Origin of the sequence: Streptococcus intestinihominis (genome assembly GCF_046824975.1) — a bacterium.
Classification (GTDB): domain Bacteria; phylum Bacillota; class Bacilli; order Lactobacillales; family Streptococcaceae; genus Streptococcus.
In genome coordinates this window covers 15,903-23,044 of sequence record NZ_JBKQBL010000007.1, presented here as the reverse complement: position 1 = coordinate 23,044, position 7,142 = coordinate 15,903, and the positions used below count along the sequence as shown (strand labels likewise).

The 7,142-nt window shown below is 41.7% G+C and carries 8 protein-coding genes; 4 read left to right on the top strand and 4 right to left on the bottom strand.

The window, feature by feature from the left end; genetic code table 11:
- From ACLOR3_RS09590 to ACLOR3_RS09575, 4 genes are all read right to left on the bottom strand, one after another.
- A partial coding sequence (locus ACLOR3_RS09590) for an LCP family protein (RefSeq protein WP_412037180.1) occupies positions 1 to 559 on the bottom strand: 559 nt, incomplete at its 3' end.
- Positions 556 to 1,089: a GNAT family N-acetyltransferase gene (locus tag ACLOR3_RS09585; protein WP_006596889.1), complete on the bottom strand. Its 534-nt coding sequence runs from the start codon at positions 1,087 to 1,089 to the stop codon at positions 556 to 558. The genes ACLOR3_RS09585 and ACLOR3_RS09590, both read right to left, overlap by 4 nt.
- Before the next feature lie 2 nt (positions 1,090 to 1,091).
- A complete protein-coding gene (tsaE, locus tag ACLOR3_RS09580; RefSeq protein WP_223363599.1) occupies positions 1,092 to 1,541 on the bottom strand; it encodes a tRNA (adenosine(37)-N6)-threonylcarbamoyltransferase complex ATPase subunit type 1 TsaE in 450 nt (149 codons plus the stop codon).
- Between the two features lie 121 nt (positions 1,542 to 1,662).
- Positions 1,663 to 3,084 carry an NCS2 family permease gene (locus ACLOR3_RS09575; RefSeq protein ID WP_411400984.1) on the bottom strand — a complete coding sequence of 474 codons (1,422 nt, stop codon included), beginning with the start codon at positions 3,082 to 3,084 and terminating at the stop codon, positions 1,663 to 1,665.
- Between the two features lie 254 nt (positions 3,085 to 3,338).
- Here ACLOR3_RS09575 and ACLOR3_RS09570 point away from each other — a divergent pair, with 254 nt between their 5' ends.
- The 4 genes from ACLOR3_RS09570 to ACLOR3_RS09555 all read left to right on the top strand — a co-directional run.
- The gene (locus ACLOR3_RS09570; RefSeq protein ID WP_154854896.1) at positions 3,339 to 4,151 is read left to right on the top strand and encodes a Cof-type HAD-IIB family hydrolase; all 813 of its coding nucleotides are present in this window, start codon (positions 3,339 to 3,341) and stop codon (positions 4,149 to 4,151) included.
- Between the two features lie 287 nt (positions 4,152 to 4,438).
- Positions 4,439 to 5,461 (top strand): alcohol dehydrogenase AdhP, encoded by a 1,023-nt coding sequence (gene adhP / locus ACLOR3_RS09565; protein WP_129270625.1) that lies wholly within the window; start codon positions 4,439 to 4,441, stop codon positions 5,459 to 5,461.
- A gap of 347 nt (positions 5,462 to 5,808) precedes the next feature.
- Entirely contained in the window at positions 5,809 to 6,798 is a 990-nt protein-coding gene (locus ACLOR3_RS09560; RefSeq protein WP_129270623.1) for a PTS sugar transporter subunit IIB, read from the top strand.
- Positions 6,799 to 6,825: 27 nt separating this feature from the next.
- On the top strand, positions 6,826 to 7,142 hold a 317-nt coding region (locus tag ACLOR3_RS09555; RefSeq protein ID WP_412037179.1), incomplete at its 3' end, for a PTS sugar transporter subunit IIC.

The window sequence follows — 7,142 nt, the reverse complement described above, 5'->3', positions numbered from 1 at the left end:
CAGGTGGAATTTTCGCTGTGTATTCCGGTTCATTTTCTTCGATTGAAATATCAAAATCAAATGGATTGTTTACCGTGATACCACCGACCTTATCAACCAGTTGGACGAGACCTTTCATATTGATCATCGCATAACGGTCAATATGAATATTCATCAAATCTTGGATGGTTTCAATGGCCAACTCTGCCCCACCTTGAGCATAAGCCGCATTCAGCTTCGCTTGGACAGTTTCTCCATCCTTCGTGATATTGGTCAAGATATCCCGTTCCAAACTCATAATCGTTGTTTCACGCGTCTGTGGATTCACCGTCACCAGAATCATGGTATCACTGTTTCCTACCCACTGATCCTCTCGTGAACCTGACCCTGTATCAACCCCCATGAGCAAGATAGTCATCGGTTTGTTTTCTGCAATGACATTATTTTCATCGCCAATGCCTTTAAAGGTCTTACTCAACGTGTTTGTTGACTGATTGAGGATGGTCAGCCCATAGGCTCCAAGACCGATTGTCGTTACAGCTAACAAACTAAAAAACATTAATAGAATTTTTTTAATCATTGATTCTGTCCATCTATCAGTTTGCCCATTAGGTAAACATCCAGATATTCCCCTTCCTTGTATACGCCTCTCTTGCGGAGACCTTCAATTTCAAATCCTAGCGTTTGGTAGAGATGGATGGCCCGTTCATTTCGAACTTGGACACTGAGGTCTAACTTCCGAAGGAGGTTGGTACCTTCTGCCCATGCGATTCCTTCTTCTAGAAGAATACGACCCAAGCCTTTATTCCAATAGGCCTTCCGAACAACGATAAAGACATCTCCAATATGGCGCAAGGCTCTGTTTTGATCCGCTGCAATATTTAAGACACCTACCAGATCCTCACCCAAGTATAATAAGAGACATAATTGATTGCCTGTTTGTGCTTGTGTTTCAGCAAATATTTCCAACTCTTGCTTGGTCATCCCAAGCCCTTCTGGAGCCAAGGTCATGAACTCAGATTCAGTCGCTACAGCTTTAAAAAAGTCGAGTAAACGCTCTGCATCCGAAGCCTCAGCCTCTTTTAAAAAGAGATCCAATACCTGTTCCATCTTCAAGCTCCTACAGAAGTTAGAAATGAGTCCTTTAATTGTTCTGCACGTTCACCGACAGCTGACAAGCGTATCTCACGTCCGTCGCCGTCCTTGAGCAGTTCAACCTTTAAATATCCAGCAGGAAGACTGGTCTCTAGCAATTCTCCCCACTCAATAACGGTCACCCCTTCACCAAATAAAAAGTCATCCAAATCAATCGAATCTGGATCATCTCCAATACGATAGACATCCAGGTGATACAAGGGCAAGCGGCCTTCATATTCTCTCACGATAGTATAAGTGGGACTTTTGATCATCTGACGAATATCCAACCCTTGAGCAAGGCCTTTTGTAAAGGTTGTTTTCCCTGCCCCCAGATCTCCCGTCAGAATCACGACATCCTGTTTTTCTAATCGTTGACCCAACTGTTTTCCAAGTGCAATCAACTCTTGTTCATTTTGACTTTTCATTGCTCCATTATACCAAAAATAATTGATTCTTGCTCACTATTTTTAGTCGATCACCTTCGGCCTCACCTGAGACAATCAAAAAAGCTTGGACGATTTGTCCAAGCTTTCTTCTATGTTCATTCTAGTGCAAGGCCATACTGATAAAGTTCAAGATGAACAAGGCATCTAAAATCCAAATCATACTGTGAACTTCTTTGGCTTCACCTTTGACAAGTTTAGTTACTGTATAAGTAATAAAACCTGCTGCAATTCCATTTGTGATGGAATAACTGAATCCCATAAAGATAGAGGTGAAGAAGGCTGGTACAGCTTCTGCCATATCATCCCAATGGATGTTTTTCAAGCTACTCAACATCATGATCCCAACGATGATCAAAATCGGTGCTGTGGCTGCTGTCGGTACAATAGCAAGAAGGGGACTAAAAATACTTGACACTGCAAAACAGAGGGCTACTACAAGGGCTGTCAAACCAGTCCGTCCACCAGCTCCGATACCCGCAGCTGACTCAACATAAGTCGTCACATTCGAAGTACCTGCAATAGCACCAACAGATGTCGCTACGAGGTCTGAATAAAGGGCTTTATCCAATTTAGCGGATTGATGATTTTCACCATTTGTGGCAACAATACCAACTTTTTCACCAGTTCCAATCAAGGTACCAATCGTATCAAAGATATCTGTCAATGAGAAAGCGAGGATGGCCATCAAGGTTTCAGGAAGACGAGAAGTATTGGTAATCAAAGAACCTAATCCTTCTGAACCAAGTGCAGCACCAAAAATTTTCCCAAGATCATTAACGGCTGCTCCAAGATGGGTACTACCAAAGTCAATCGTTGAAAGATCAACAATGCCAAACACAATAGCGAGGATTGTTGTCGTAAGGATAGAAAGAATAATTCCTCCTTTAATGCCCTTGATGACAAAGAAAACAGTAATGGCTAAGCCAGCTAAGGCAAGAAGGACTGTCGGACTATTGAAACTAACAAGTCCTGGGACCGCTGCAGAATTTGCTGTAATCGCTGCATTCGCTTTGTCAGCTCCTTCTCCTGCCACCGTATAGGTATGCGGATCAATTGAAAACTTCAACAAGCCAGCATTTTTAATTCCAACATAGGCCAAGAAAATTCCGATACCAGCTGAAATAGCTGAACGCAAAGCATTTGGAATTGACTCAATAATCATTTTCCGAACATTAGTTAATGTGATAACCAAGGAAATCAATCCACAAATAAAGACCATTCCCAAGGCTTCTTTCCAAGAATAGCCCATCCCAAATACCACTGTAAAGGTAAAGAAGGCATTCAAGCCCATTCCTGGTGCTTGGGCATAAGGCAGGTTCGCGTAGAAAGCCATCATAAGAGTCCCAACGACTGACCCAATAATGGTTGCCAGAAATACTCCTTGAGCAGGCATTCCTGTTTGGGAGAGCATTTGAGGGTTTACAAATAAGATATAAGACATGGCAAAGAAGGTCGTTAAACCAGCTAATACCTCTGTACGAACCGTCGTTCCGTGTTCAGATAGTTTGAAAAACTTATCCATTTTTCCAATAAACTCCTTAAAAAAAAATAAATCTGCTCGCAACTCAATCACGAACAATACAAATATTTTATCAAATATCATTCACTTTTACAAGAGATTCATCTGGACAATCTTTTGTGCCTCAGCATTTACTATTCGAAAAACTGAAATTTTCCTGTTTATCTGGTATAATGGTAGCATTCTTCTTAAAATATGGCACTTCTATACTCCTCATTTAGAGTAAGATAAACCATACAAATGAAAGGAATCTTCCTATGAATAAAAAACTAATCGCTGTCGATTTAGATGGCACCTTATTAAATTCTGAAAGCAAATTATCGCCTTATACGATTGACACCATCCAGAAAGTCAGTGAACAAGGTCACCGGGTCATTATTACAACTGGGCGTCCCTATCGAATGGCAGATCACATCTATAAGGAATTGGGATTGGAAAGTCCCATGATTAACTTTAACGGCGCTCTCACTCATATTCCAAATAAAAAATGGTCGAAAGAACTATCCATGACCCTTGATAAAAAATACCTCCTAGATATGGTCGAGAGAGAAAATGACATCCAGGCAGACTTTATTGCAGGAGAGTATCGCAATAAGTTCTATGTCACCCACACCTACCACCATACGATTGATCCCGCCTTATTTGGGGTTTCTAAAATCTCCTCCAAAACAAAATTCGAAGCTCGTAAAGTTACCGAAAACCCAAACGCCATCCTCTTTCAAACACGCGCTGAAGACAAGTATGCTTTAGCCGAAGAAATGCGTGACTACTACCATCATGAGTTGGAAATCAATAGTTGGGGCGGTCCCCTCAACATTCTGGAATGTGCTCCAAAAGGCGTCAATAAGGCCTTTGCCCTCAACTATCTCCTCGAGACTTACGGACTTGATCAGAAAGATCTGATTGCCTTTGGAGACGAACAAAACGATACAGACATGTTGGCTTTCGCAGGAACTGGTTATGCAATGAAAAACGCCAATCCTGTCCTCCTCCCCTATGCCGATAAACAAACAGAGTATACAAACGATCAGGACGGCGTTGCTCGTCAACTAGAAAAACTCTTCCTATAAATAGAGAATCGCTTGAATCACCTTTTACAAGAAAGGATTCAAGCTTTTTGTTTTCTCAAACATACGGAACCTTATTGGGGCCTTTCCTGAAAACAATTTAACTGGTTAAGTTTATTTTCAGAAAATTTTCTATGTAAACGCTTGCTGACTGATAAAGTTTGTGATAAAATTAACATAACAAAAATAAAAAAGGAGCCTAGCTCATTTCATACGATAATGATTCAAGTGATGTTACTTCTCGTTTTATTACCGTCTCTAATCCAACTAAGCTCTTGAGGAGGAAAACTATGAAAGCTGTTGTTGTAAATCCAGAAGGTACTGGTGTTGAAATCGTTGCAAACAAGGAGATGCGCCCATTGGAAACAGGGGAAGCACTTGTTCAAATCGAATACTGTGGTGTCTGCCACACGGACTTGCACGTTGCTCACGGAGACTTCGGTAAAGTTCCAGGCCGTGTTCTTGGACATGAAGGAATCGGAATTGTTAAAGAACTTGCTCCAGATGTCAAGAGCCTCAAAGTTGGTGACCGCGTCAGTGTTGCTTGGTTCTTCGAAGGATGTGGCACTTGTGAATACTGTACAACTGGTCGCGAAACCCTTTGCCGTACTGTAAAAAATGCTGGTTACTCTGTTGATGGAGGAATGGCTGAACAATGTATCGTTACTGCAGACTACGCAGTGAAAGTGCCAGAAGGATTAGATCCAGCCCAAGCTTCTTCTATTACCTGTGCCGGTGTTACAACCTACAAAGCTATCAAAGAAGCCAAAGCTGAACCAGGCCAATGGATCGTTATCTATGGAGCTGGTGGCTTGGGTAACTTGGCTGTTCAATATGCCAAGAAAGTCTTCAACGCTCATGTCATCGCTGTTGATATCAACAATGATAAACTCGAATTGGCCAAAGAAGTTGGGGCAGACTTTGTCATTAATGGTCGTGAAGTCGAAGATGTTCCAGGATTGATCAAAGAAAAAACAAATGGTGGAGCTCACTCTGCTGTCGTAACAGCCGTTTCTAAAGTAGCTTTCAACCAAGCAGTAGATTCTGTTCGTGCAGGTGGCCGCGTGATCGCAGTTGGTCTTCCTTCTGAAATGATGGACCTCAGCATTGTAAAAACAGTATTAGATGGTATCCAAGTCATCGGTTCTCTTGTAGGAACTCGTAAAGACTTGGAAGAAGCCTTCCAATTTGGAGCAGAAGGCTTGGTCGTTCCAGTCGTTCAAAAACGTCCAGTAGAAGATGCTGTCAAAGTCTTTGACGAAATGGAAGCCGGAACCATTCAAGGACGTATGGTACTTGACTTCACCAACTAATCAACTCAACCTATTAGACCAGCCCAAATGGGCTGGTCTTTTTTAGTTTCTCACAAACAGGACCTGCAAGGGGTTGCTATATTTTTATTTTACCTATTAGAACCTACTACTACTCTTTTCAGAAAACATAGAATCCCCTTCATTCCCCTCTTGTCAAGGAATTCCAAAGGATTTTCGAATTTAACAGCTAGATATAGATGTTAACAATTTAATATATCAAGACCTCTCTTTTTCCTTTAATTTAGTACTGAAAAATTGACTTTATCATGAAAACGTTTTATAATAGATAAGCTTAAAGTTTTCTTAAACTGAAAGTCAAACGAATTTTATAAGGAGGAATGTCAATAATGAGTATTGGTATCATTATTGCTAGCCACGGTGAATTTGCAGCTGGAATCCACCAATCCGGCTCGATGATCTTCGGGGATCAAGAGAAAGTTCAAGTGGTTACGTTCATGCCAAGTGAAGGCCCAGATGATCTCTATGCTAAATTCAATGTTGCTGTTGCCGCATTTGATGCAGAAGATGAAATCTTGGTTTTGGCTGACCTTTGGAGTGGTTCTCCATTTAACCAAGCGAGTCGCGTTATGGGAGAAAATCCAGATCGTAAATTTGCGATTATCACAGGATTGAACCTTCCGATGTTGATTCAAGCTTATACTGAGCGTTTGATGGATGCAACTGCTGGCGTTGATCAAGTTGCTGCAAACATCATCAAAGAATCTAAAGATGGAATCAAAGCTCTTCCAGAAGAATTGAATCCTGTCGAAGAAGCAAGCACTGCTTCAGCTACTCCTGTTGCCCAAGCCGCTATTCCAGAAGGAACAGTGATCGGTGACGGAAAACTCAAGATTAATCTTGCCCGCTTAGATACTCGTCTACTTCACGGACAAGTCGCAACTGCTTGGACACCTGATTCAAAAGCGGATCGAATTATCGTAGCTTCAGACTCAGTTGCCAAAGATGAGCTCCGTAAGGAGTTGATCAAGCAAGCAGCACCGAATGGTGTGAAAGCAAACGTTGTCCCAATTCAAAAATTGATCGACGTTGCAAAAGATCCACGCTTTGGTGAAACACATGCTTTGATCTTATTTGAAACACCTCAAGATGCTCTTCGCGCCATCGAAGGTGGTGTTCCGATTAAAACCTTGAACGTTGGTTCAATGGCCCACTCAACTGGTAAAACCATGGTTAACAATGTGTTGTCAATGGATAAAGATGACGTGGCTACATTTGAAAAAATGCGTGATCTTGGAGTAGAATTTGATGTCCGTAAAGTGCCAAATGACTCTAAGAAAGATTTGTTTGACTTAATTAACAAAGCTAACGTTCAATAATCGATTACTTACGAAAGGATTTTAAACATGTCTATTATTTCTATGGTATTAGTGGTCGTTGTTGCCTTCTTAGCAGGTCTTGAAGGTATCCTTGACCAATTCCAATTCCACCAACCACTTGTTGCTTGTACCTTAATCGGTTTGGTAACAGGTAACTTGACTGCCGGTGTTATGCTTGGTGGTTCCCTTCAATTACTTGCACTTGGCTGGGCCAACATTGGTGCCGCAGTTGCACCCGACGCTGCTCTTGCATCAGTCGCTGCTGCGATTATCTTGGTTCTTGGTGGTGACTTTAGCTCTAAAGGAATCGCTGTGGCTCAAGGTGTCGCTATTCCACTTGCAGT